This window comes from Streptomyces fractus (assembly GCF_049844455.1).
Lineage (GTDB): Bacteria > Actinomycetota > Actinomycetes > Streptomycetales > Streptomycetaceae > Streptomyces > Streptomyces fractus.
This window is the reverse complement of the sequence record NZ_JBMYHI010000002.1, coordinates 7099309-7122360: the sequence shown is the minus strand read 5'-3', so window position 1 is coordinate 7122360 and position 23052 is coordinate 7099309. Positions and strand designations below refer to the sequence as shown.

Genomic DNA, 23052 nt, shown 5'->3' with positions numbered 1-23052 from the left:
AGGGGCGGGGGCGGAGATGTTGCGCGGGCGTGCGCGCCGGTAGCGTCCGTGTCATGGACAGCACCTCGCCCGAGTTCACCGCGCCCTCCCCGTACCCCTCCCCCAGCGGCATCACGGTGCGGCGCGCCCTGGAGCTTCCCGGGCTGCGCAGTGGGCTTCCCGAGGTGGTGGCGGGCGGGGAGCGGTTGCAGCGGACCGTGCGCTGGGTGCACGCCGGCGAGGTGCCGAACATCGCGTCGCTGCTCAAGGGCGGCGAACTGCTGCTGACGACGGGCTACGGGGTCGGGACGCGCCCCGCCGAACAGCGCGCCTTCGTGCGCAAGCTCGCCGAGCGGGGCATCGCGGCGCTCGTCATCGAGCTGGGCCAGCGGTTCGCCCGGCTGCCCGCGGCCCTCGTGGAGACGGCGCGGGCGGCGGGGCTCCCGCTGGTGCAGCTGCACCGCGAGGTGCCGTTCGTGACGGTGACGGAGGAGATCCACACCGAGATCGTCAACGGGCACTACGCGCTGTTGCAGCGAGCGGAGGAGGTGCACCGGCGCTGCACGGACGCCTTGCTGGGCGGCGGCGGAATCCCCCAAGTCCTGCGCATTCTCGCCGAGTTCAGCGGTAACCCGGTCTTCCTGGAGACGGCCGACGGTCAGCTGCTCTACGCGGCCGGCGCCGAGGACGACATCACCGATCCGCTCCAGGTGTGGGAGGGCATGCGCGCCACCCACAAGGACGAACCGCCCGGCGGGGCCGTTCTCGTGGACGTGCCGGGCGGCGGCCCCGGAGCCGGGTCCGTGCGGGCCAGGCTCGTGCTGCTGCCCGTGTCGGGAACGCTCGCGCCCGTGCACCGGATCGCCGCCGAGCGGGCCGCCGGGTCGCTCGCCGTGGTGCTCATGCAGGCCCGCCAGGAGGAGGAGCTGGCCGCGCGCGGGCGCGGCGACTTCCTCACCGACCTCGCGGAGGGCCGGATCACGCCGGACGACGCGCCCGCGCAGGCCCGCGTCCTCGGCTTCAAGCCGACCGGGAGCGGGCCGCTGCTGCCCGTCGTGATGAGGCTGCCGGGCACGCCGGAGACGCCGATGGGCCTGTCGCCGGGCGGCGGCTGGGCGGTGCTCGCGCGGGCCGTGTCCGAGGAGCTGGCCTCGGTCGGGGTGCCGGTGCTGCTGGGCGTGCGGCCCGTGGAGGGGCGGGTGCCGCTGCTGCTCGGGCTTCGCTCGGAATCGGAGCGGGCGGCGGTCGCGGACCGGGTCGCGGCGGCGCTGCGGGCGGGCGCGGCGCGAGCCGGGATGCAGCGGGCGGGCGCGCAGCCGCCGGTCGTGGTGGTGGGCGGGGCGGGCGGCTGGGCCGCGGCTGCGGCTGGGCTGCGGCACGCGGCGGAGACGGCGACGGCGGCGCAGGGCCTGGACGACCGGCCGTGGTTCGACGCGCGGCGCCTGGACATCGACCTGCTGCTGTGGCGGCTGCGGGACCATCCGGACCTGGCGGCGTTCGTGGAGCGGGCGATCGGCCCGCTCCAGGAGCACGACAGGCGGGCGAAGCCGCCGCTGCTGCCCACCCTCCAGACCTATCTGGCGCACGCGGGCCGCAAGGCGGAGACGGCGCGCGAACTGCACCTGAACCGACAGACGCTCTACAACCGCCTCGCACGGATAGGCGAGTTGCTCGGCACGGACCTGGACGATCCGCAGACGGTGCTCGCGCTGAGCCTGGCGCTGCGTGCGCGGCGGCACGCGTCAGCCTGAGACGTGCGCTCAGTGAAAGCCGGTCAACTCGTCGTAGACGCTCAGGACTTGGGCGACGGTGGCGTCCTCCGTCGGCCAGCTCGCCGCCTGCGCGGCGCCCCGCTCCTTGAGCTGCTCGCGCCGCAGGGGGTCGGCGAGCAGCGCCTCCACGGCGCGGGCGAGCGCGGGGGCGTCTCCGTAGGGGACCAACTCGGCGCCGTCTCCGACCAGTTCGGGGATGCCGCCGACGTCCGTCGCCACGAGGGGTACGCGCGCGTGCAGCGCCTCCTGCGCGAGCAGCGAGCGGGACTCCCAGCTGCTGGGCAGCACCGCGACATCGGCGGCGTGCAGCAGTTCGGCGACGTCGTCGCGGCGCCCCGCGAGCCGCACCGGCAGGCCCTCGGTCTCGATGCGCCGCTGGAGCGCGGGCCGCTCGGGCCCCTCCCCCGCGATCACCAGCAGTGGCACGGGGTCGAGCCCGAGCAGCGCGTGCGCGGCGTCGAGCAGCACGTCGTAGCCGCGGTGCCGCTCCAGGCTGCCGACGGCCATCAGTAACGGCCGGTCCACGCAGCCGAGTTCGGCCCGCGTCTTGTTGCGGGTGCGCTCGGCCTCCTCGCCCTCCGGGAGCGGCCCGCGCGGCGCGGGGAAGGACACCGCGGCGAGCCGGGCGTCCCGCGCGCCGCGCGCCCGCGCCCGGTCGACCAGGTCGGAGGAGGTGCCGAGGACGACGGCCGCCGCCCTGGCCACGCGCCGCTCAAGGAGGCGCAGCAGGCGGGCGCGGGCCCCCTCGGCGTACGAGCGGGTGTGCCAGGTGACGACGAGCGGGACGCGGCGGCCGCTGAGCGCGAGGGAGGCGCGCAGCGCGGCGTGCAGTCCGTGCGCGTGCACGAGGTCGGCGTCGATGCAGGCGACGCGGAGCGCGGCGACGGACGCCGGGTCGCCGCGGCGGGGCACCGGAAGGTGGTGGGCGCCCGCGTCCGCGAACCCGTACGCCCGCTCGGCCTGCATCGGCGCGCACACCGTGACGCGCACCCCGCGGGCCACCAACCCCGCGGTCAGGGACCGGACATGGGCGCTGCTGCCCGCACTGCCGCCGCCCAGCACCTGCACGGTGCGCAGCGTCGGCTGTCCGTGCGCTGACGGGCGGCTGGGGTGGCTCACGCGGCCGGGCTCCTGAAGGGTGTCGGCGAACTCGGTAGGTACGGAAGGGGTTAGGTATACGGAGAGTACGGGCTCAGGGATACGTATACCGTCGGTCTCCCAGGATGCCAGCCCGTACCGACGTTCCGGCACCGGCCGCCGTCCCCCACCGCCCGGGCCTGGGCAACACGGCACAGCGGACCACCCGCATGGGTGAGTTGAGGGGACCGAGACTTACGCAAGCGGGTTCTGGGCCAGCGCGCTCACCCGGTCCCCGTACGCGGCCGCCGCGACGAGCCCGGCGGCGTGCGCCACCAGGCCGGGCCGCCCGTTCCCCGCGACGATGGCGACACCGACGGCGGCACCGAGCGCGTGCGCGCCCGCGTCGCCGAGCATCCCGCGCTCGGCGAGGTCGTCGGGCAGCACGGCAGCGGCGGCGCCCATCGAAGCGGCGGCGAGCGAGCCGCGCAACAGGCCCGGAACGCCGAGCGCCAGGGCGACTTGGGCCGCGCGCCCCGGCCGCACGTCGACGAGGTTGACGAAGTGCGCGGTGCCCGCGATGACGACACCGGCGAGCGCCTTGTCGAGCGGCCGCCGCTTGAGCAGGGCGCCCGCGGCGAGCCCCGCCGCCGAGATGCCGAACAACTTCACGGCGCCGCTGGTGAGTTCGCCGCCTCGCAGCGCGCCCAGATGCGCCCGGAACCCGCGGCGCGGATCGCCGGCCCCCGCCACGTCGTCGTACGCGCCGCAGGCCCCGGCCGCGAGCGTGGCGAGCAGCGCGGCGCCTCTCACCTCGAGCACCTCGGGCTCGGCGAGGAGGGCGCCCGCCGCGACGCCGACCGTGACGGCAGGCCCCGGGCACAGGTCGACGGTGCGGCCCGCGTAGTTCTTGCGCTCCCCGACACCTTCCGGCTTCACACGCCGCAGCAGCGCGAGCGCGCCACGGGTGACACCGGCGGCCACGATCAGCCCGGCCGCCATATCATTCAGCCCGGCCGCCATATTCAGCCCCTCCGGCGATTGAGGAGCGGGGTCCGGGGCAGAGCCCCGCGACCGGCGGACGCCCGACCGCAACGGAAACATCACGCGTCCGCCCTCGCGGTCGCCAACAACTCCTCCGCATGCGCCCGCGCCGTCTCCGAATCCTCCTGCCCGGCCAACATCCGCGACAACTCCCGCACCCGCTCCTCCCCTTCGAGCACCGTCACACCGGAACTCGTCACGGACCCGTCATGCGTCTTCTCGACCAGAAGCTGCCGGTCGGCGAACGCCGCGACCTGCGGCAGGTGCGTGACGACCACGACCTGCGCCGACCTGGCGAGCTTGGCGAGGCGCCGGCCGATCTCGACTGCGGCCTTGCCGCCCACGCCCGCGTCGACCTCGTCGAAGAGATACGTAGGTACCGGGTCGTTGCCCGCGAAGACGACCTCCACGGCGAGCATCACGCGCGACAGCTCACCGCCGGACGCGCCCTTCGCGATGGGCCGGGGCGGCGCGCCGGGGTGCGGGGCGAGCAGCAGCTCGACCTCGTCGACGCCGGAGGGGCCACAGGTCACGTTCCTGCCGTCGACCTCGACGCCGTCGGGCGCGTCGGTCTCGGTCTGGCGGATGTCGAAGGAGACCCGCGCGTGCGGCATCGCGAGCGAGGAGAGTTCCTCGGTCACGGCGGCCGCGAAGCGGTCGGCCGCCTCCACGCGCGCGTGCGTGAGTTCCTGTGCCAGTACGCCCAGTTCGCCGCGGAGCGACTCGCGCTCCGCGGTCAGCTCGCCGATCCGCTCGTCGTCGCCGTCGAGTTCGAGGAGGCGCGCGGCGCTCGTCTCGGCCCAGGCCAGCACGGCCGTCACGTCCTCGCCGTACTTGCGGGTGAGCGCCGTGAGCGCGGCCCGCCGCTCCTCCACCGCGGACAGCCGCAGCGGGTCGGCGTCCAAGTCGTCCGCGTAGCCCGCGAGTTCGGCGGCGACATCGGTGAGCAGGATCTGCACCTCGCCGATCCGCTCCGCGAGCGTGCCGAGCGCCGAGTCGTGGGAGCGCACGGCCTCAAGGGCCCGGTGCGCGCCGCCGACCAGGGTCTGCGCGTCGACGCCCTCCGGGTCCTCGGGGTTCCCGGCGAGCGCGGCATGCGCGGCGGCCGCCGCGGAGGCCAGCGCCTCCGCGTGGCCCAGCCGGGAGGCCTCCTCGGCCAGCTCCACGTCCTCGCCCGCCCGGGGCTCCACGGCGCCGATCTCGTCGAGCCCGAAGCGCAGCAGATCCGCCTCCTGGGCCCGCTCACGGGCGCGCGTGGTGATCTCGTCGAGTTCCGTGCCGACGGCCCTCAGCCGCTTGTACACGGCCCCGTACTTGGCGAGCGGCGCCGCGACGGCGTCCCCCGCGTACCGGTCGAGCGCCTGCCGTTGCCGGCCGAGCTTCAGCAGTCCCTGCTGGTCGGTCTGGCCGTGCACGGCGACCAGTTCGTCGGCCAGCTCGCTCAGCACGCCCACCGGCACGGACCGCCCGCCCAGGTGCGCCCGCGAGCGGCCCTCGGCGGACACGGTGCGGCTGAGCAGCAGCACCCCGTCCTCGAGCTCGGCCCCGGCCTCCTCGGCCCGTTCGCGCGCGCCGGAGTCGGCGGGCACGGCGATGCGCCCCTCGACCACGGCGTTCTTCGCCCCGATCCGTACGAGCGCGGCGTCGGCGCGCCCGCCGAGCAGCAAGCCGAGACTGGTGACGACCATGGTCTTGCCCGCGCCCGTCTCACCGGTGACCGCCGTGAAGCCGGGCGAAAGCTCGACCACGGCGTCGTCGATGACTCCGAGCGACCGTATCCGCATCTCCTCCAACACGCCTCTGACCTTACGAGGTCGAAGGCGGTCCGTGCGACGGACCCCGGCTCCCTCCCCCGATTCCGCAGGTGGAAGAGCCGTTACGGCGACAAACCTTCACGCCGCCGTCACTCGAACGTGCCGCTCAGTGCGGGGCGCCGCGCCACCCGGCGACCGGGAGCGCAAACTTCGCCACGAGCCGGTCGGTGAACACCGCGTGGTGCAGCCGGGCCAGCCGGACCGGCACCCCGCCCCTGCGCACCTCGATCCGCGCGCCCGGCGGCAGCTCCACGGTCCGCCGCCCGTCGCACCACAGCACGCCGTGCGGCGTGTGCTGCTGCACCTCGACGGCGAGCACCGAGTCCGGCGACGTGATGAGCGGCTTGGCGAACAGGGCGTGCGCGCTGATCGGCACCATGAGCAGCGCCTCGACCTCGGGCCACACCACCGGGCCACCGGCGGAGAACGCGTAGGCGGTGGACCCGGTGGGCGTCGCGCACACGATCCCGTCGCAGCCGAAGCCGGTGACCGGACGCCCGTCGATCTCCAGCACGACCTCGAGCATCCGCTCGGGCTCGATCTTCTGGACGGCCGCCTCGTTGAGCGCCCAGTCCCGGTGCACGACGTCGCCGTTGCGGTGCACGGCGACGTCGATCGTCATGCGCTCCTCGACCTCGTACTCCTTGGTGACGACGCGGTCGACGACCTTGTCCAGGTCGTCGCGCTCCGCCTCCGCGAGGAAGCCGACGCGGCCCAGGTTCACCCCGAGCATCGGCACCCCCGACGCCCGCGCGAACTCGGCGCCGCGCAGCAGCGTCCCGTCCCCGCCGAGCACGATGAGCAGCTCACAGCCGTCGAGACAGGCCGGGGTCGCCTCCGACTCCTTCACCAGCTCCACGGTGTCGGGCAGCGGCAGGTCCAGCGCCTCCGTCTCCAGGACCCGCACGCCGAGGCCGCTGCGCAGGAGCCCCTGCACGACGAGTTCGGCGCTGCGGATCGCGGCGGGCCGCCCCGTGTGGGCGAGCAGGAAAACCGTACGAGCTCGGGTCTGTGTCAACGCGGTCCCTCCGCCACTGCGCGATCTACGTCGGCCGGGTCGAGCTGATCCGCCCCGGCACGCAGCCACAGAAAGTACTCGACGTTCCCGGACGGTCCCGGCAGGGGGCTCGCGGTTACCCCGCGCACGCCGTACCCGAGCTTCCACGCCTGCGCGGCGACCCCGCGCACCGCCTCCGCACGCAGTTCGGGGCTGCGTACGACGCCCCCGCTGCCGAGCCGCTCCTTGCCCACCTCGAACTGCGGCTTCACCATCAGCACGAGATCCGCCTCCGGCGCCGCGCAGCGCGTGAGGGCGGGCAGCACAAGGCCGAGCGGGATGAAGGACAGGTCCCCCACCACGATGTCCACGGGTACGTCATCGATCGCCTCCAGCGTCAATTCGCGTACGTTCGTACGGTCCTTGACGGTGACGCGTTCATCGCTCTGAAGTGACCACGCGAGTTGCCCGTAGCCGACGTCGACGGCGACGACGTGCGCAACGCCGGCCCGCAGCAGCACATCGGTGAAGCCGCCGGTGGACGCGCCCGCGTCCAGCGCCCTGCGCCCCTTGACCTCGAGCCCCTGCGGACCGAACGCCTCCAGCGCGCCCGCGAGCTTGTGCCCGCCGCGCGAGACGTAGTCGGGATCGCTGCCGTCCTCGATGACGACGATCGCGGCGGCCGTCTCCACCTGCGTCGCGGCTTTCGTCGCGACGGTCTTGCCGACGGTGACCCGGCCCGCGGCGATCAGCTGGCTCGCGTGCTCGCGCGAGCGGGCCAGCTTACGGCGGACGAGTTCGGCGTCGAGGCGGCGACGTGCCACACCTGCCACGGTGGTTCAGCTCCTGTGGTCGTACGGGGACGGAGACGGGGACGGGGTTTGGGCATCCAGCGCGGTCAGCGCGTTCCGCAGCCCCTGATGTACATCCTCGTACACCTCGGCGTGCCCGTCCGCGGCGAGGTGGTCCACATCGGCGAGCCGCTCCAGCTGCGCGTCCACCTCGGCGTTGCCCGTGGGGGTGCGCTCGATGCCGAGCGGGGCGGGGGCCGCAGGGTCGTACGAGGGTTCCGCTGCGGGTTCCTCGACGGGTTCCGGCACGTCGGTGGCCTCGGTGGGCGTCTCGCTCATGCCCCGACGCTACCCCGAAGCGCCGGTGTACCGTCGATCACGATGGCGACGATGGAGGAGTGCCGGGCGGCGCTCGACAAACTCTCGGACAACATGGCGGGCGCCGGCGGGGACGTGCGCACGGCCGCGGCCCTGGACCGCTCGCTGAGCTGCCGCATCACCGACCTCGACGTGACGTTTTCCGGCCGACTCAAGGACGGCCGGATCGAGGTCCTCGACACCCGCCCGGGGCCGCCCGCCGAGAAGGCGCAGATCCGGCTCGCGATGGCCGGGGACGACCTGGTGGCGATGGTGGACGGCGAGCTGAACTTCGCGAAGGCGTGGGCCGCCGGCCGGGTCCGCCTTGAGGCCTCGTTCCGCGACCTGCTGCGGCTCAGGACGCTGCTGTAGCGACCTCCTTGCGGCGCGCCTTGCGGGCGGCCGGCACCACCAGCGGGGTCCCCGTCTCCGGGTCGTCGATGACCTGGCACTTCATCCCGAAGAGCTGCTCGACGAGTTCGGCGGTGACGATGTCCTTGGGCGCGCCCTCGGCGATCACCGCGCCGTCGCGCAGGGCGATGAGGTGGGTGGCGTAGCGGGCCGCGTGGTTGAGGTCGTGCAGGACGGCGACGAGCGTGCGCCCCTGCTCCTCGTGCAGCTCGGCGCAGAGGTCGAGGACGTCGATCTGGTGCTGGATGTCGAGGTACGTCGTCGGCTCGTCGAGCAGCAGCAGCGGCGTCTGCTGGGCGAGCGCCATCGCGATCCACACGCGCTGGCGCTGGCCGCCGGAGAGCTCGTCCACGTACCGCTCGGCGAGTTCGGCGACGCCGGTCGACGCCATCGACTCCTGGACGATCCGCTCGTCGTCGGGCGACCACTGGCGCAGCAGCCCCTGGTGCGGGTAGCGGCCGCGGGCGACGAGGTCGCCGACGGTGATGCCGTCGGGCGCCACGGACGACTGCGGCAGCAGGCCGAGCGTCCTGGCGACCTTCTTCGCGGGCATCGACTGGATGACGCTGCCGTCGAGCAGCACCCGGCCCGCGCTCGGCTTGAGCATCCGCGACAGGGCGCGCAGCAGCGTGGACTTGCCGCAGGCGTTCGGGCCGACGATCACCGTGAAGGAGTTGTCGGGTATCTCCACCGACAACTTCTCGGCGATGACGCGCTGGTCGTATCCGAGGGTCACGTCATCGGCTGCCAGCCTGTTCACTGCGGTGCTCCTTTGGTTGGTCCGGGAGGGGCGGGGCGTGCGCTCGCTCATATCCGGCCTGCCTTGCGCTCGGTGACAAGCAGCCAGAGCAGATAGACACCGCCGACGACGCCGGTGACCACGCCCACCGGCAGCTGGTCGGCGCCGAACGCCCGCTGCGAGACCAGGTCGGCGACGATCAGCAGGGCCGCGCCCAGGATCGTCGACGCCGCCAGGTTCGGCCCCGGTGACTTGGTGAGCCGCCGGGCGATCTGCGGCGCGGTCAGCGCCACGAAGGTGACCGGGCCCGCGGCCGCGGTGGCGGCGGCCGTCAGCACGACGGAGGCCGTGAGCAGCAGCAGCCTGGTCCGCTCGACGCGCACGCCGAGGCCGCCCGCCGCGTCGTCGCCCATCTCCAGCATCCGCAGCGGACGCGCGGCCGCGGCGACGAGCGGGATCAGCACGACGAACATGATCAGCAGCGGCCAGACCTGCGTCCAGTCGCGGCCGTTGAGCGAGCCGGTCATCCACACGGTGGCGCGGGCGGCGTCCACGAAGTCGGCCTTGGTGAGCAGATAGCCGTTGATCGCGGTCACGAAGGCGGAGACGCCGATGCCGACGAGGACGAGCCGGTAGCCGTGCACGCCCCGCTTCCACGCGAGGACGTAGATCGCGAACCCGGTGACGAGGCCGCCGACGAGCGCGCCGATCGCGACCTGACCTGCGCTGCCCCCGAAGATCACGATCATCACGAGCGCGCCCGCGGTCGAGCCCTGGCCGAGGCCGAGCACGTCGGGGCTGCCGAGCGGGTTGCGGGAGACGGACTGGAAGAGCGCGCCGGACAGGCCGAGCGAGGCGCCGACCAGCAGGCCGACGAGGACCCGCGGCAGGCGCAGGTCGTTGATGATGAATTCCTGGCCCGCGTTGCCGTTGCCCACGAGGGTGCGCAGCACGTCGGGGACCGGGATCGGGAAGTCGCCGGTGCCGATGAGGAAGACGCTCGCGGCGAGCGCGGCCACGAGGAGGACGGCGACGACGAGGAGCGAGCGGACGTCGAGCCGGACGGACAGCCCGCCCGGCGTGCGTATCGCCTTGGTCCTGGCCTTCTTCTGGTTGCGGGTCTCGGTCGCGGTCACAGCTGGGCCATCCTTCGGCGACGTACGAGCACGATGAAGACCGGCGCGCCGATGACGGCCGTGACGATGCCGACCTGGAGCTCGGACGGGCGGGCCACGATCCGGCCGATGACGTCGGCGCCGAGCAGCAGGACGGGCGAGAGGACCGCCGCGTACGGCATGATCCAGCGCATGTCGGGGCCGGTGAACGAGCGCACCATGTGCGGCACCATCAGGCCGACGAAGGCGATCGGGCCGCAGGCCGCGGTGGCCGCGCCGCACAGCAGCGTCGCGGCGACCATGCTCAGGGCGCGGGTGCGGCCGAGGTGGGCGCCGAGCGCGCGGGCGGTGTCGTCGCCCATGGCCATGGCGTTGAGCGGGCGGGAGAGCAGCAGCGCGAGGACGGCGCCGACGGCGATGAACGGCCACACCTGCTCGATGGTGTGCATCGTGGACGTGGCCAGCGAGCCGACCTGCCAGAACCGCATCCGGTTGAGCGCCATGTCGTCGGTGATCATCACCGCGTAGAGATAGCCGGAGAGCGCCGCGTTGATCGCGGTGCCGGCGAGCGCGAGCCGCACGGGCGTCGCGTTGCGCGTGCCGCCGAGCGCGTAGACGAGGACGCCCACGGCGGCGGCGCCCGCGAAGGCGAACCATACGTAGCCGGTGAGCGACGTCACCCCGAAGAAGCTGATGGCGGAGACGACGGCGGCCGACGCCCCCATGTTGATGCCGAGGATGCCGGGGTCGGCGAGGGGGTTGCGCGTCAGGGCCTGGAGCACCGCGCCGGCGAGCCCGAGCGCGACTCCGGCCAGCAGCCCGAGCAGGGTGCGCGACACACGCTCACCGACGACCACGTCCGCGTAGTTCCCGGTGTCCTGGAAGAGGCCGTGCCAGACCTGGTCCAGGGAGAGCGGTTTGGCGCCCACGGCGATGCTCGCCACAAGGACGGCCACCAGCACCAGGACAGACGCGAGCAGCCCGACCGTGCGTATCACCGCACGACGGTCGGGGGGCGCGGGAGCGGTCACCGCGCTGGCTTCGGGAGGACTGTCGACCAACACGAGGTTAGGTTAGCCTACCCTGCCGATTTGCCACATCAGGCCCCACCCACCTCGGGCGATCTGCCGCCTGGGGCGGCAGAGGCGGGCACGGATGGGCAGGGCAGCCCCCTGCGCGGAACAGCACACTGCCTGCCGGACCCGACCCCGGTGCCGCGCCCCGCGCGCGACGCGGACGGGAGTTTGCAGACAGGTCCTACAGCCCCAGCCGTGCCACGGCCTTCCCCGTATCCAGCTCGCACACACCTTCCCCGGCCGCACTCCACGCCGCCCCGCACAGCGCCCGCAGCCCGTCGATCGCCTCGCCGTCCCCCTCAAGACGCAACTCCCCGTCCCCGGCGCGCGCGGTCCAGCCCCCGCACCGGAACCCGCCATCCTCACCGCCGAGTTCCTCGACCTCCGGCTGCCCGGTGAGCATCCCCCGCAGGTCAACATCCACGTACGTGGGCCGGTGCTGCGGCGGCGCGGCGAGCAGCTGCGCGGCGTCGGTGACACCGGTCAGGACGAGCAGCGAATCCACGCCCCCGTTGAACGCCCCCTCGATGTCCGTGTCGAGCCGGTCCCCCACCACCAGCGGGGTCTTCGCGCCGGTCCGCAGAATCGTCTCGCGGTGCATCGGGGGCAACGGCTTGCCCGCGATCTGCGGCTCGGCACCCGTCGCGATCCGGACGACCTCCACCGCCGCCCCGTTCCCCGGCGCGATCCCGCGCGCGCTCGGGATCGTCAGGTCGGTATTGGAGGCGAACCACGGCACACCGCGCGCGATCCCGTAACAAGCCTCGGCGAACCGCCCCCACGCCATGTCGGGCCCGCCGTACCCCTGCGCCACGGCGGCCGGGTCCTCGTCGGCCGAGTCCACCGGCACGAGCCCGCGCTCCCGCAGCGCCACCCGCAGCCCTTCGCCCCCGATCACCAACACCCGTGCCCCGCTCGGCACTTGCTCACTGATGAGCCGCGCGACGGCCTGCGCCGACGTGATGACATCGGCGGCCCCGGTCGGGATCCCGAGCTCGGTCAGATGCTCGGCCACGGCGTCCGGCGTGCGCAGCGCGTTGTTCGTCACGTACGCGAGCCCCATGCCACCACCGCGCGCCACGGCCAGCGACTCGACGGCATGCGCGATGGCCTGCCCGCCCGCGTACACGACCCCGTCGAGATCAAGCAGCGCCGTGTCGTACGCCTCGCTCAACGCCCGCGCACTGTCACCGGGGCGCACCCGGGCCCCACCGTCGGCCGTCCCGCTCGCACTGTGGCCCTGGCTCATTCCGCATCTCTCCTCGCTCGATCCCACTCCCCCGATCATCCCCCACGGCACTGACACTCGTACGATGCGGGGATGAACACTGCAGGTCGCACGGCACAGTCGGGCAACAACGGCCTGGACCTCATCCCGTTCAGGGGCATCCGCTACGTCCCCGAGCAGGTCGGCAGCCTCGCCGCCGTGACCTCGCCCCCGTACGACGTGGTCGTACGGCCGGACGGACTGCTCCACCTGGAGAACGCCGACCCGCACAACATCGTCCGCCTGATCCTGCCGCAGGCCGTGGAGCCCCGGACCCGCAACGATCTGGCGGCCGCCACCCTGCACCGCTGGCTCGCCGAGGGCGTCCTCGCCCCCGACCTCGAACCCGCCTTCTACGTATACGAACAGCGAAAAGGCGACATGCTGCAGCGCGGCATCATCGGCGCCCTCCACCTCTCCGAGGCCTCAGAAGGTGTGGTCCTCCCCCATGAGGACGTCATGCCGCATGTGGTCGAGGACCGGGCAGGGCTGATGCGCACGACGGCCGCGAACCTCGAACCGCTGCTGCTGACCTACCGGGGCAACGGCAACGCGACCGGCGCCACCGCCGTCATCGAGCGCACGGTGCGGCGCGCCCCGCTCCTCGCCACGACCACGGAGGACGGCTACAGCCACCGCCTCTGGGCCCTCACCGACCCCGCCGACCAGCGCCAGGTCCAGGACGGTCTCGCCGCCCACCAGGCACTGATCGCGGACGGCCACCACCGCTGGGCCACCTACCTGCGCCTGCGCACCGAACACACGTCGCCGGGCCGCACCCCCTGGGACTACGGCCTGGTGCTCCTGGTCGACACGGCCCGCTACCCCCTCCAGGTCCGCGCCATCCACCGCCTGCTGGGCCGCCTCCCCCTCGACCGGGCGCTGGCGGCTGCCCGCCCCCACTTCCGCGTACGCGAGGTCACCGGGCCCCTCCCGCAGGCGATGGAGGCCCTGGCACAGGCGGCGTCCCACGGCAACGCCTTCCTCCTCACCGGCACCGAGGACACGTACCACCTCGTGGACCGCCCCGACCCGGCGATCCTGGACCGCACGATTCCGGCCGATCGCCCCGAGGCCTGGCGCACCCTCGACGCCACGGTGCTGCACTCCACGCTCCTCGGTGACATCTGGGGCATCCCTGAGGACTCCCCCGCCGATGTCGCGTACATCCACGACACACAGGCGACGGTCGACAAGGCGCGCCGGGACGGCGGCACGGCGGTCCTGATGCACCCGGTCCGCGAGGAAGTCGTCCGCGAGCTGGCCCGCCAGGGCGTGACGATGCCGCGCAAGTCCACATCGTTCGGCCCGAAGCCGGCCACGGGCCTGGTCCTGCGCACACTGACGGACGACTGAGAAGTGACGAACGGGCGGGCTCCCAGAGGGAACCCGCCCGTTCGTCAATTCACGACCTACTGCTCGTCGCGCCCTTCGCGCTCGGCGCCGTCGCTCTCAGGCGCCGGAGCGCCGTCGTCGTCACTCTCGTCGAAGGCGTCCACGAACTCGACGCCGTCCAGCTCGGCGAGCCGGTCGGACGCGTCCGTGCTGCCGTCCTTGTCGGACTCGACGGCCTTGGCGAACCACTCCCGCGCGTCGTCCTCACGCCCGGCCTCCAACAGCGCGTCGGCGTACGCGTAGCGCAGACGCGCGGTCCACGGCTGCGTGGAGTTCGAGGCCAACTCGGGGCTCTGCAGCGTCACGATGGCGGCGTCCAGCTGCCCCATGTCGCGCCGCGCGCCGGCGGCCACGAGCCGCATCTCGACCTGCCCGGCCTTGTCCAGCTTCGACACCTCGGGGGCGCCGGCCATGTCGAGCGCCTTCTCGGGACGCCCGAGCCCACGCTCGCAGTCGGCCATGAGCGGCCACAGCTCCGCGCTGCCGGTCATCCGACGCGCGGCCCGGAACTCGGCGAGCGCCTCGCTGTACTTCTGGTTCGCGTACGCGGCGAACCCGGCGGCCTCCCGCACGGCGGCGACCCGCGACGCGAGACGCAGCGCGATCCGGGAGTACGCGTACGCGCGCTCCGGGTCCTCGTCGATCAGCCGGGCCACCATCACCAGGTTCATGGCTACATCCTCGGCGAGCCCCCTCGGCAGGGACTGAAGCTCCTGCTGCACGCTCTTGTCGAGCTCGGCACCGGAGACATCCTCCGGAATCGGCAGCCGCTTGATCGGCTCACGATCCCGCTCCCGGTCGTCCCGACGCGGCCCACCACGCCGATCGTCCCGCCGGTCGTCACGGCGGTCATCCCGCCGGGCGTCCCGCCCACGGAACCCACCGGAACGCCCACCCCGGTCATCACGCCGCGGCCCACGATCCCGATCGTCCCGCCGGAACCCACCACCGCGGTTGTCGTCGCGACGGGGCCCACGGTCGCGGTCATCGCGCCGGTCGTCTCGGCGGAACCCGCCACCACGGTTGTCGTCACGACGGTCGTCCCGCCGGAAGCCACCACCACGGTTGTCATCGCGCCGATCGTCCCGACGCGGGCCACGGTCGCGGTCACCGTACGAGCGGTCATCACGCCGGTCGTCACGACGGAACCCGCCACCACGGTTGTCATCACGGCGGTCATCACGACGCGGCCCACGGTCGCGGTCGTCGCGCCGGAACCCACCACCACGGTTGTCGTCACGACGGTCATCACGACGCGGCCCACGGTCACGATCGTCACGCCGGTCATCGCGGCGGAACCCACCACCACGATTGTCATCGCGCCGGAAACCGCCGCCACGGTTGTCGTCACGACGGTCATCACGACGCGGCCCACGATCACGGTCACCGTACGAACGGTCATCCCGCCGGTCGTCGCGACGGAAACCGCCACCACGGTTGTCGTCACGACGGTCATCACGACGCGGCCCACGGTCACGGTCATCACGCCGATCGTCGCGACGGAAGCCACCACCGCGGTTGTCGTCACGGCGGTCGTCCCGACGCGGCCCACGGTCGCGGTCGTCGCGCCGGTCATCGCGGCGGTCGTCCCGGCGGAAGGGAGGACGCTCCCGGTCGCCATCCCGACGGTCCCGACGCGGGGCGCCGCTGTTGCCGCGGAACCCGCCCCGATCCCCCCGGTCACCACTGTCCCGTCGGCGCTGATCGCGCTCCGGACGCTCATCGGGAGAGTTGGTGGCCATCGGTTGACTCCTGTCTTCGGTACCGCAGTCATTCTCGCGCAACCGGGGTGCCGGCGCGCTCCGAGAAAAGCTCTGGAAATACAAAAAGGACCCTTGGTCCCAGCATGTGTGCCGGGACCAAAGGTCCTCTCAAAAATAGTTCGGCGGCGTCCTACTCTCCCACAGGGTCCCCCCTGCAGTACCATCGGCGCTGTGAGGCTTAGCTTCCGGGTTCGGAATGTAACCGGGCGTTTCCCTCACGCTATGACCACCGAAACCCTTTCAGACGTCCCTCGAGAGGGACATGTGAACAGGGCGGCGAACTAGCACACTCTTCAATTGATAAGTGAAACTGTTCAGCCAGCACAACTGTTCGTTGTCTGGGAACAACACAGTGGACGCGAGCAACTGAGGACAAGCCCTCGGCCTATTAGTACCGGTCACCTCCACACCTTACGGTGCTTCCAGATCCGGCCTATCAACCCAGTCGTCTACTGGGAGCCTTAACCCCTCAAAGGGGGTGGGAATACTCATCTCGAAGCAGGCTTCCCGCTTAGATGCTTTCAGCGGTTATCCTTTCCGAACGTAGCCAACCAGCCATGCCCTTGGCAGGACAACTGGCACACCAGAGGTTCGTCCGTCCCGGTCCTCTCGTACTAGGGACAGCCCTTCTCAATATTCCTACGCGCACAGAGGATAGGGACCGAACTGTCTCACGACGTTCTAAACCCAGCTCGCGTACCGCTTTAATGGGCGAACAGCCCAACCCTTGGGACCGACTCCAGCCCCAGGATGCGACGAGCCGACATCGAGGTGCCAAACCATCCCGTCGATATGGACTCTTGGGGAAGATCAGCCTGTTATCCCCGGGGTACCTTTTATCCGTTGAGCGACGGCGCTTCCACAAGCCACCGCCGGATCACTAGTCCCGACTTTCGTCCCTGCTCGACCCGTCGGTCTCACAGTCAAGCTCCCTTGTGCACTTACACTCAACACCTGATTACCAACCAGGCTGAGGGAACCTTTGGGCGCCTCCGTTACTCTTTGGGAGGCAACCGCCCCAGTTAAACTACCCATCAGACACTGTCCCTGATCCGGATCACGGACCCAGGTTAGACATCCAGCACGACCAGAGTGGTATTTCAACGACGACTCCCCCTGAACTGGCGTCCAAGGTTCACAGTCTCCCACCTATCCTACACAAGCCGAACCGAACACCAATATCAAACTATAGTAAAGGTCCCGGGGTCTTTCCGTCCTTCTGCGCGAAACGAGCATCTTTACTCGTAGTGCAATTTCACCGGGCCTATGGTTGAGACAGTCGAGAAGTCGTTACGCCATTCGTGCAGGTCGGAACTTACCCGACAAGGAATTTCGCTACCTTAGGATGGTTATAGTTACCACCGCCGTTTACTGGCGCTTAAGTTCTCAGCTTCGCCACACCGAAATGTGACTAACCGGTCCCCTTAACGTTCCAGCACCGGGCAGGCGTCAGTCCGTATACATCGCCTTACGGCTTCGCACGGACCTGTGTTTTTAGTAAACAGTCGCTTCTCGCTGGTCTCTGCGGCCACCCCCAGCTCAGACAGTAAATGTCATCACCAGGAATGGCCCCCCTTCTCCCGAAGTTACGGGGGCATTTTGCCGAGTTCCTTAACCATAGTTCACCCGAACGCCTCGGTATTCTCTACCTGACCACCTGAGTCGGTTTAGGGTACGGGCCGCCATGAAACTCGCTAGAGGCTTTTCTCGACAGCATAGGATCATCCACTTCACCACAATCGGCTCGGCATCAGGTCTCAGCCTCGTGTGCGACGGATTTACCTACCGCACGGCCTACACCCTTACCCCGGGACTACCATCGCCCGGGCTGGACTACCTTCCTGCGTCACCCCATCGCTCACCTACTACCAGCTTGGACCGGCGGCTCCACCACTTTCCATTCCCCGAAGGGTCCGGAACGGCTTCACGGCCTTAGCATCACTGGATTCGATGTCTTTCGCGTCACAGCGGGTACCGGAATATCAACCGGTTATCCATCGACTACGCCTGTCGGCCTCGCCTTAGGTCCCGACTTACCCTGGGCAGATCAGCTTGACCCAGGAACCCTTAGTCAATCGGCGCACACGTTTCTCACGTGTGTATCGCTACTCATGCCTGCATTCTCACTCGTGAACCGTCCACAACTACCTTCCGGTGCTGCTTCACCCGGCACACGACGCTCCCCTACCCATCCACACACCCGTTGGGGCTGTTGTATGAATGACACGACTTCGGCGGTACGCTTGAGCCCCGCTACATTGTCGGCGCGGAATCACTTGACCAGTGAGCTATTACGCACTCTTTCAAGGGTGGCTGCTTCTAAGCCAACCTCCTGGTTGTCTCTGCGACTCCACATCCTTTCCCACTTAGCGTACGCTTAGGGGCCTTAGTCGATGCTCTGGGCTGTTTCCCTCTCGACCATGGAGCTTATCCCCCACAGTCTCACTGCCGTGCTCTCACTTACCGGCATTCGGAGTTTGGCTAAGGTCAGTAACCCGGTAGGGCCCATCGCCTATCCAGTGCTCTACCTCCGGCAAGAAACACACGACGCTGCACCTAAATGCATTTCGGGGAGAACCAGCTATCACGGAGTTTGATTGGCCTTTCACCCCTAACCACAGGTCATCCCCCAGGTTTTCAACCCTGGTGGGTTCGGTCCTCCACGAAGTCTTACCTCCGCTTCAACCTGCCCATGGCTAGATCACTCCGCTTCGGGTCTTGAGCGCGCTACTGAATCGCCCTGTTCGGACTCGCTTTCGCTACGGCTTCCCCACACGGGTTAACCTCGCAACACACCGCAAACTCGCAGGCTCATTCTTCAAAAGGCACGCAGTCACGACTGTATGTGCAAGCACATACAGCGACGCTCCCACGGCTTGTAGGCACACGGTTTCAGGTACTATTTCACTCCGCTCCCGCGGTACTTTTCACCATTCCCTCACGGTACTATCCGCTATCGGTCACCAGGGAATATTTAGGCTTAACGGGTGGTCCCGCCAGATTCACACAGGATTTCTCGGGCCCCGTGCTACTTGGGTGTCTCTCAAACGAGCCGCTAATGTTTCGACTACGGGGGTCTTACCCTCTACGCCGGACCTTTCGCATGTCCTTCGCCTACATCAACGGTTTCTTACTCGTCCTGTCGCCGGCAGACGACAGAAGAGAGATCCCACAACCCCGTACACGCAACCCCTGCCGGGTCTCACACGTATACGGTTTGGCCTCATCCAGTTTCGCTCGCCACTACTCCCGGAATCACGGTTGTTTTCTCTTCCTGCGGGTACTGAGATGTTTCACTTCCCCGCGTTCCCTCCACACTGCCTATATATTCAGCAGCGGGTGACAGCCCATGACGACTGCCGGGTTTCCCCATTCGGAAACCCCCGGATCAAAGCCTGGTTGACGACTCCCCGGGGACTATCGTGGCCTCCCACGTCCTTCATCGGTTCCTGGTACCAAGGCATCCACCGTGCGCCCTTAAAAACTTGGCCACAGATGCTCGCGTCCACTGTGCAGTTCTCAAACAACGACCAACCACCCGTCACACACCAAGAACCTTGGCGCTTCACCGGGGCCGGCATCGAGGTCGGGATCAAATCCGTACCCTCAGACACCCAACAGCGTGCCCGGCCCGACCAGTTCACTCACACGTTCCACGCCGAAGCAGTACTAGCGAAGCCAACCAATCGTGCCGAATAATCAACGTTCCACCCATGAGCAACCACCGTCGAACGTGTGCCGACGTAATGGCCCTGGACCACCGGGCAAGCCCGGCGGCCTAGATGCTCCTTAGAAAGGAGGTGATCCAGCCGCACCTTCCGGTACGGCTACCTTGTTACGACTTCGTCCCAATCGCCAGTCCCACCTTCGACAGCTCCCTCCCACAAGGGGTTGGGCCACCGGCTTCGGGTGTTACCGACTTTCGTGACGTGACGGGCGGTGTGTACAAGGCCCGGGAACGTATTCACCGCAGCAATGCTGATCTGCGATTACTAGCAACTCCAACTTCATGGGGTCGAGTTGCAGACCCCAATCCGAACTGAGACCGACTTTTTGAGATTCGCTCCACCTTGCGGTATCGCAGCTCATTGTATCGGCCATTGTAGCACGTGTGCAGCCCAAGACATAAGGGGCATGATGACTTGACGTCGTCCCCACCTTCCTCCGAGTTGACCCCGGCGGTCTCCTGTGAGTCCCCATCACCCCGAAGGGCATGCTGGCAACACAGAACAAGGGTTGCGCTCGTTGCGGGACTTAACCCAACATCTCACGACACGAGCTGACGACAGCCATGCACCACCTGTACACCGACCACAAGGGGGCGCCCATCTCTGGACGTTTCCGGTGTATGTCAAGCCTTGGTAAGGTTCTTCGCGTTGCGTCGAATTAAGCCACATGCTCCGCTGCTTGTGCGGGCCCCCGTCAATTCCTTTGAGTTTTAGCCTTGCGGCCGTACTCCCCAGGCGGGGCACTTAATGCGTTAGCTGCGGCGCGGACAACGTGGAATGTTGCCCACACCTAGTGCCCACCGTTTACGGCGTGGACTACCAGGGTATCTAATCCTGTTCGCTCCCCACGCTTTCGCTCCTCAGCGTCAGTAATGGCCCAGAGATCCGCCTTCGCCACCGGTGTTCCTCCTGATATCTGCGCATTTCACCGCTACACCAGGAATTCCGATCTCCCCTACCACACTCTAGCTAGCCCGTATCGACTGCAGACTCGGGGTTAAGCCCCGAGCTTTCACAATCGACGTGACAAGCCGCCTACGAGCTCTTTACGCCCAATAATTCCGGACAACGCTTGCGCCCTACGTATTACCGCGGCTGCTGGCACGTAGTTAGCCGGCGCTTCTTCTGCAGGTACCGTCACTTTCGCTTCTTCCCTGCTGAAAGAGGTTTACAACCCGAAGGCCGTCATCCCTCACGCGGCGTCGCTGCATCAGGCTTTCGCCCATTGTGCAATATTCCCCACTGCTGCCTCCCGTAGGAGTCTGGGCCGTGTCTCAGTCCCAGTGTGGCCGGTCGCCCTCTCAGGCCGGCTACCCGTCGTCGCCTTGGTGAGCCATTACCTCACCAACAAGCTGATAGGCCGCGGGCTCATCCTTCACCGCCGGAGCTTTTAACCCCCATCCAGGAGGACAGGAGTGTTATCCGGTATTAGACCTCGTTTCCAAGGCTTGTCCCAGAGTGAAGGGCAGATTGCCCACGTGTTACTCACCCGTTCGCCACTAATCCACCCCGAAGGGCTTCATCGTTCGACTTGCATGTGTTAAGCACGCCGCCAGCGTTCGTCCTGAGCCAGGATCAAACTCTCCGTGAATGTTTCCCCGTGATCGGGGCGACACACACGAGAGCGGAACAGTCGGAGGAATAATCCGACCGTTCACAGCGTCCTCGCTGTGTTTTTTTACAAAGGAACCTCATCCCCAGCAGACGCTGGAGACGGGGTATCAACATATCTGGCGTTGATTTTTGGCACGCTGTTGAGTTCTCAAGGAACGGACGCTTCCTTTGTACTCACCCTCTCGGGCTTTCCTCCGGGCGCTTCCCTTCGGTACTTCTTTGCAGTGTTACTGCGTGTTTCCAACCTTACCAGATCCGTTTTCCGTTCCGTTTCCGGTTCGGATTTCATTTCCGGTGGCCGTTGGAGGGCCTTTGCCTTTCGGCGTGTCCACCACATTAGCCGAATCTTCCGGCAACTCATAATCGAGTTTCGCGGGTTCGAATTGCGGCATGCGAGCACGCCGAAAGGACCCCGCCGAGGGAAGTCGTAATGAGTGGTTTGGCCGCTTCCGGTGGTTGGCTGAGCGCCAGATCCGGCTTCAGCGGCTCAGGCCACATTACGGATCCCGTAGGGGCGCGTCAAGTTGAGCGGCGGCGCGGCGTATGGGCCCGATAAGGGCTCACCGTCGGGTCGTTGGCGATCCAGAAGCGCCACGGGTGGACGCCGCCCTCGCCGGACACCCCTGTGCGTGGGCCGTTGCGTACCTGGTCAGTGGGTACCGGGGTGCCGTGCAGGACCGTCAGTGGGGAGTCCGTGCGGGCGCAGGCGTCCGTGCCGTCCAGGGAGCGGTCCACGCCGAGGGCCGTGGCCATGCGGGCCGGGCCTTTGGCCAGTTCCTTGTCATGTCGGGCCGATAGTCGTCGCTTGCGGGCCAGTTCGACGCCTGCGGTGATCTCGCCGGCGCGGAGCAGTACGGCGCTCGCCCTGCCCTCCTCTCCGCAGACCAGGTTCATGCAGTGCCACATGCCGTAGGTGAAGTAGACGTACACGTGGCCGGGGCGGCCGAACATCACGCTGTTGCGCGCGGTCTGCCCTCGGTAGGCATGGGAGCCGGGGTCGTCCGCCCCGTCGTAGGCCTCGACCTCTGTGAGGCGGAGTTCGATGGGCCCGTCGGGGGTGTGCCGGACCAGCGTGCGCCCGAGGAGGTCGGGGGCGACTTCCAGGACAGGTCGATCGAAGAACTCGCGTGCGAGGGGCGTACGGTCAGGGGCCGTGATCATGCCCTCCGAGGGTAGTGGAGCGGGGCGGGACGGGCGCTCGCGGAACCGGGCGTCGGTGTCCCGCGTTTGTAGTCAGCAGTATCTGCAGTGATTCGCACACGGAGGAGATCGAGGCATGGGGTTCAAGCGGCTGTTGGCGAGTCTGGGTGCGGGCGGGGCGTCCGTGGAGACGGTGCTCACCGAGGTCAATGTCGTGCCCGGTGGTGTCGTTCAGGGTGAGGTGCGGATCCAGGGCGGGTCCGTCGACCAGGAGATCGAGGGGCTTTCCGTCGGTCTTCAGGCGCGGGTCGAGGTCGAGGGCAACGACACGGAGACGAAGCAGAACATCGAGTTCACCAAGGTGCGGCTCGGGGGCGCGTTCGAGCTGAAGGCGCAGGCCGTGCACGCCGTTCCGTTCGGGCTCGAGATCCCGTGGGAGACGCCGGTCACGACGATCGACGGGCAGCAGCTGCGCGGCATGAACATCGGGGTGACGACCGAGCTGGAGATCGCCCGGGCCATCGACTCGAGCGACCTCGACCCGATCAATGTGCACCCGCTGCCGTCCCAGCAGGCGCTTCTCGACGCCTTCATCCGGCTCGGCTTCCGGTTCAAGAGCGCGGACATGGAGCGCGGGCACATCCGGGGGACGCGGCAGAAGCTGCCGTTCTACCAGGAGATCGAGTTCCACCCGCCGCAGCAGTACCGGGGGCTCAACCAGGTGGAGTTGAGCTTCGTGGCCGACGACCGGGAGATGGACGTCGTACTGGAGATGGACAAGAAGCCGGGCCTCTTCAGTGAGGGCAGTGACACGTTCCGGTCGTTCGTCGTCGGGCACCACGACTTCCAGGGCACGGACTGGTCGGGGTATCTGCACCAGTGGCTGTCCGAGGTCGGCAGCAAGAGGAACTGGTTCTAGGGTTTCAGGAGCAGGGTCGACAGGCTCTGTGGAACCACTGTTTCCGTAGATCCA

Annotated in this window: 17 protein-coding genes and 3 rRNA genes; 4 read left to right on the top strand and 16 right to left on the bottom strand. The window is 68.8% G+C overall.

The window, feature by feature from the left end; all coding sequences use genetic code 11:
* Positions 1 to 53 precede the first annotated feature (53 nt).
* Positions 54 to 1730 carry a PucR family transcriptional regulator gene (locus tag ACP4E5_RS34270; RefSeq protein ID WP_425835568.1) on the top strand — a complete coding sequence of 559 codons (1677 nt, stop codon included), beginning with the start codon at positions 54 to 56 and terminating at the stop codon, positions 1728 to 1730.
* Between the two features lie 9 nt (positions 1731 to 1739).
* Here the strand turns inward: ACP4E5_RS34270 and ACP4E5_RS34265 are convergent, their stop codons facing one another.
* The 6 genes from ACP4E5_RS34265 to ACP4E5_RS34240 form a co-directional block, all read right to left on the bottom strand.
* Positions 1740 to 2870, bottom strand: a complete 1131-nt coding sequence (locus tag ACP4E5_RS34265; protein ID WP_425835566.1) for a glycosyltransferase family 4 protein — start codon at positions 2868 to 2870, stop codon at positions 1740 to 1742.
* A gap of 213 nt (positions 2871 to 3083) precedes the next feature.
* Complete coding sequence (locus tag ACP4E5_RS34260) at positions 3084 to 3830, bottom strand: hypothetical protein (RefSeq protein ID WP_425835564.1); 747 nt, start codon at positions 3828 to 3830, stop codon at positions 3084 to 3086.
* Between the two features lie 101 nt (positions 3831 to 3931).
* On the bottom strand, positions 3932 to 5656 hold the full coding sequence (gene recN, locus ACP4E5_RS34255) for a DNA repair protein RecN (protein WP_425841864.1): 1725 nt from the start codon (positions 5654 to 5656) through the stop codon (positions 3932 to 3934).
* A 136-nt stretch (positions 5657 to 5792) separates the two neighbouring features.
* On the bottom strand, positions 5793 to 6704 hold the full coding sequence (locus tag ACP4E5_RS34250; RefSeq protein WP_425835562.1) for an NAD kinase: 912 nt from the start codon (positions 6702 to 6704) through the stop codon (positions 5793 to 5795).
* Positions 6701 to 7516, bottom strand: a complete 816-nt coding sequence (locus ACP4E5_RS34245; RefSeq protein ID WP_425835560.1) for a TlyA family RNA methyltransferase — start codon at positions 7514 to 7516, stop codon at positions 6701 to 6703. Before ACP4E5_RS34245 ends, ACP4E5_RS34250 begins: the two co-directional genes overlap by 4 nt.
* A gap of 6 nt (positions 7517 to 7522) precedes the next feature.
* Positions 7523 to 7813: a hypothetical protein gene (locus ACP4E5_RS34240; protein ID WP_425835559.1), complete on the bottom strand. Its 291-nt coding sequence runs from the start codon at positions 7811 to 7813 to the stop codon at positions 7523 to 7525.
* A 42-nt stretch (positions 7814 to 7855) separates the two neighbouring features.
* On the opposite strand from ACP4E5_RS34240, the gene ACP4E5_RS34235 reads away from it, so the two are divergent.
* Entirely contained in the window at positions 7856 to 8203 is a 348-nt protein-coding gene (locus ACP4E5_RS34235) for an SCP2 sterol-binding domain-containing protein (RefSeq protein ID WP_425835557.1), read from the top strand.
* On the opposite strand, the gene ACP4E5_RS34230 is transcribed toward ACP4E5_RS34235, so the two are convergent.
* The 4 genes from ACP4E5_RS34230 to ACP4E5_RS34215 all read right to left on the bottom strand — a co-directional run bounded on the left by ACP4E5_RS34230 (position 8187) and on the right by ACP4E5_RS34215 (position 12421).
* On the bottom strand, positions 8187 to 9053 hold the full coding sequence (locus ACP4E5_RS34230; RefSeq protein ID WP_425835555.1) for an ABC transporter ATP-binding protein: 867 nt from the start codon (positions 9051 to 9053) through the stop codon (positions 8187 to 8189). The two genes, ACP4E5_RS34235 and ACP4E5_RS34230, sit on opposite strands and share 17 nt — an antisense overlap.
* Positions 9050 to 10117, bottom strand: a complete 1068-nt coding sequence (locus tag ACP4E5_RS34225; RefSeq protein WP_425835553.1) for a FecCD family ABC transporter permease — start codon at positions 10115 to 10117, stop codon at positions 9050 to 9052. The genes ACP4E5_RS34230 and ACP4E5_RS34225 overlap by 4 nt, the downstream gene beginning before the upstream one ends.
* A complete protein-coding gene (locus ACP4E5_RS34220; protein ID WP_425835551.1) occupies positions 10114 to 11160 on the bottom strand; it encodes a FecCD family ABC transporter permease in 1047 nt (348 codons plus the stop codon). Before ACP4E5_RS34220 ends, ACP4E5_RS34225 begins: the two co-directional genes overlap by 4 nt.
* Positions 11161 to 11353: 193 nt before the next feature.
* Entirely contained in the window at positions 11354 to 12421 is a 1068-nt protein-coding gene (locus tag ACP4E5_RS34215; protein ID WP_425835549.1) for an HAD hydrolase-like protein, read from the bottom strand.
* A gap of 72 nt (positions 12422 to 12493) precedes the next feature.
* Here ACP4E5_RS34215 and ACP4E5_RS34210 point away from each other — a divergent pair, with 72 nt between their 5' ends.
* Positions 12494 to 13795: a DUF1015 family protein gene (locus tag ACP4E5_RS34210; RefSeq protein ID WP_425835547.1), complete on the top strand. Its 1302-nt coding sequence runs from the start codon at positions 12494 to 12496 to the stop codon at positions 13793 to 13795.
* A 56-nt stretch (positions 13796 to 13851) separates the two neighbouring features.
* On the opposite strand, the gene ACP4E5_RS34205 is transcribed toward ACP4E5_RS34210, so the two are convergent.
* The 6 genes from ACP4E5_RS34205 to ACP4E5_RS34180 form a co-directional block, all read right to left on the bottom strand.
* On the bottom strand, positions 13852 to 14556 hold the full coding sequence (locus ACP4E5_RS34205; RefSeq protein ID WP_425835545.1) for a tetratricopeptide repeat protein: 705 nt from the start codon (positions 14554 to 14556) through the stop codon (positions 13852 to 13854).
* Positions 14508 to 15557: a hypothetical protein gene (locus ACP4E5_RS34200; protein WP_425835543.1), complete on the bottom strand. Its 1050-nt coding sequence runs from the start codon at positions 15555 to 15557 to the stop codon at positions 14508 to 14510. The genes ACP4E5_RS34205 and ACP4E5_RS34200 overlap by 49 nt, the downstream gene beginning before the upstream one ends.
* Positions 15558 to 15714: 157 nt before the next feature.
* Positions 15715 to 15831, bottom strand: a 5S ribosomal RNA gene (gene rrf, locus ACP4E5_RS34195).
* 134 nt (positions 15832 to 15965) lie between these two features.
* A 23S ribosomal RNA gene (locus ACP4E5_RS34190) occupies positions 15966 to 19088 on the bottom strand.
* A gap of 302 nt (positions 19089 to 19390) precedes the next feature.
* Positions 19391 to 20916: ribosomal RNA gene (locus tag ACP4E5_RS34185) — 16S ribosomal RNA — on the bottom strand.
* Together the 16S, 23S and 5S rRNA genes form the textbook arrangement of a ribosomal RNA operon.
* A gap of 542 nt (positions 20917 to 21458) precedes the next feature.
* Positions 21459 to 22100 (bottom strand): DNA-3-methyladenine glycosylase, encoded by a 642-nt coding sequence (locus ACP4E5_RS34180; protein WP_425835541.1) that lies wholly within the window; start codon positions 22098 to 22100, stop codon positions 21459 to 21461.
* 115 nt (positions 22101 to 22215) lie between these two features.
* Between ACP4E5_RS34180 and ACP4E5_RS34175 the strand changes: the two genes are divergently transcribed.
* Positions 22216 to 22998 (top strand): sporulation protein, encoded by a 783-nt coding sequence (locus ACP4E5_RS34175; protein ID WP_425835539.1) that lies wholly within the window; start codon positions 22216 to 22218, stop codon positions 22996 to 22998.
* Positions 22999 to 23052 lie beyond the last annotated feature (54 nt).

Coding starts and splice junctions, on each gene's coding strand:
- ACP4E5_RS34270 (WP_425835568.1), top strand. CDS start 54: ATGGACAGCACCTCGCCCGAGTTCACCGCGCCCTCCCCGTACCCCTCC.
- ACP4E5_RS34260 (WP_425835564.1), bottom strand. CDS start 3,830: ATGGCGGCCGGGCTGATCGTGGCCGCCGGTGTCACCCGTGGCGCGCTC.
- recN (WP_425841864.1), bottom strand. CDS start 5,656: ATGCGGATACGGTCGCTCGGAGTCATCGACGACGCCGTGGTCGAGCTT.
- ACP4E5_RS34240 (WP_425835559.1), bottom strand. CDS start 7,813: ATGAGCGAGACGCCCACCGAGGCCACCGACGTGCCGGAACCCGTCGAG.
- ACP4E5_RS34235 (WP_425835557.1), top strand. CDS start 7,856: ATGGCGACGATGGAGGAGTGCCGGGCGGCGCTCGACAAACTCTCGGAC.
- ACP4E5_RS34230 (WP_425835555.1), bottom strand. CDS start 9,053: ATGAGCGAGCGCACGCCCCGCCCCTCCCGGACCAACCAAAGGAGCACC.
- ACP4E5_RS34215 (WP_425835549.1), bottom strand. CDS start 12,421: ATGAGCCAGGGCCACAGTGCGAGCGGGACGGCCGACGGTGGGGCCCGG.
- ACP4E5_RS34210 (WP_425835547.1), top strand. CDS start 12,494: ATGAACACTGCAGGTCGCACGGCACAGTCGGGCAACAACGGCCTGGAC.
- ACP4E5_RS34200 (WP_425835543.1), bottom strand. CDS start 15,557: ATGAGCGTCCGGAGCGCGATCAGCGCCGACGGGACAGTGGTGACCGGG.
- ACP4E5_RS34180 (WP_425835541.1), bottom strand. CDS start 22,100: ATGATCACGGCCCCTGACCGTACGCCCCTCGCACGCGAGTTCTTCGAT.
- ACP4E5_RS34175 (WP_425835539.1), top strand. CDS start 22,216: ATGGGGTTCAAGCGGCTGTTGGCGAGTCTGGGTGCGGGCGGGGCGTCC.